Origin of the sequence: Shewanella sp. 10N.286.51.B2 (genome assembly GCF_041469265.1) — a bacterium.
Classification (GTDB): Bacteria; Pseudomonadota; Gammaproteobacteria; order Enterobacterales; family Shewanellaceae; genus Shewanella.
On sequence record NZ_JBFRKH010000083.1, the window covers coordinates 1 to 1,160 of the forward strand.

Below are 1,160 nucleotides of genomic sequence, written 5' to 3' on the forward strand. Positions count from 1 at the left end.
GAGGGTGTAACAGATTCTGTGTAACTGCAATTTAGTTAATATGCTTCACAATTCTGTCTTCGAACTCAATAATAAATCGGCTCATCGCAGTACGCCAGTTTCGGATGGGCATGGTCCATTTTTTACTGGCTTCTTTTATCGCAAGGTAAATCATTTTCTTGGCCGAGTCATCATTAGGAAATACCTTACGTTTTTTCAACGCTCGTCTAATCACGCTATTTAACGACTCTATAGCATTGGTTGTGTAAATGGCCTTACGAATATCCTGAGGATAATTGAAAAACGTATTTAAGTTGTGCCAATGATTATGCCATGACTTGCTGATTTGGGGGTATTGCTCATCCCAGGTATCGCTGAAACGGTCTAATTCAAGTAAAGCTTCCTCCTCCGTTGTTGATTGGTAGATGCTTTTAAGGTCCGCAGTGACTGCCTTGTAGTCTTTCCACGATACGTACTTTAATGAATTTCTGACCATATGTACGATACAGAGCTGTACATGAGTATCTGGATAAACGGTATTGATAGCATCAGGGAAGCCTTTTAAGCCATCAACACAAGCGATGAGAATATCCTCAACGCCTCGTTGCTGTAGTTCAGTGAGGACACCTAACCAAAATTTAGCCCCTTCATTTTCAGCTATCCAAAGCCCCATTAGCTCTTTGTGACCTTCAAGGTTAATGCCTAACGCTAAGAAAATAGATTTGTTAATAACGCGCTTATCCTGACGGATTTTTACGACGATACAATCAAGGTAAACGATTGGGTAAATGGCATCTAAAGGTCGACTTTGCCATTCAATAACTTGCTCTAGAACGGCGTTGGTAACGCGAGAAACTAACGTGGGTGATATCTCTGCGCCGTACCATTCATCAAAGGCTTGAACGATATCACGAGTACTCATGCCTTGAGCGTAGAGCCACAATATTTTATCGTCCATAGAGGTAAATCTGGACTGGTGTTTTTTAACTAACAGAGGTTCGAAACTGCCTTCACGGTCTCGCGGCGTATCAAGCTCAAATTGACCATCTTCAGTTTGAATGCGCTTGCTGGTTTTACCGTTACGGCTATTAGCAGAAGTCGATTTATGGTGTTTCTCATAGCCCAGGTGGTCATCCATTTCGGCATTAAGAGCGGCTTCGACCGTTATCTTTTTGAGCATC

1 protein-coding gene is annotated in these 1,160 nt (G+C 42.2%); it reads right to left on the reverse strand.

The genetic code is table 11. The annotated features are described in order from the left end of the window. Positions 1–31: 31 nt before the first annotated feature. A partial coding sequence (locus AB4140_RS18775; protein ID WP_102520773.1) for an IS256 family transposase occupies positions 32–1,160 on the reverse strand: 1,129 nt, incomplete at its 5' end.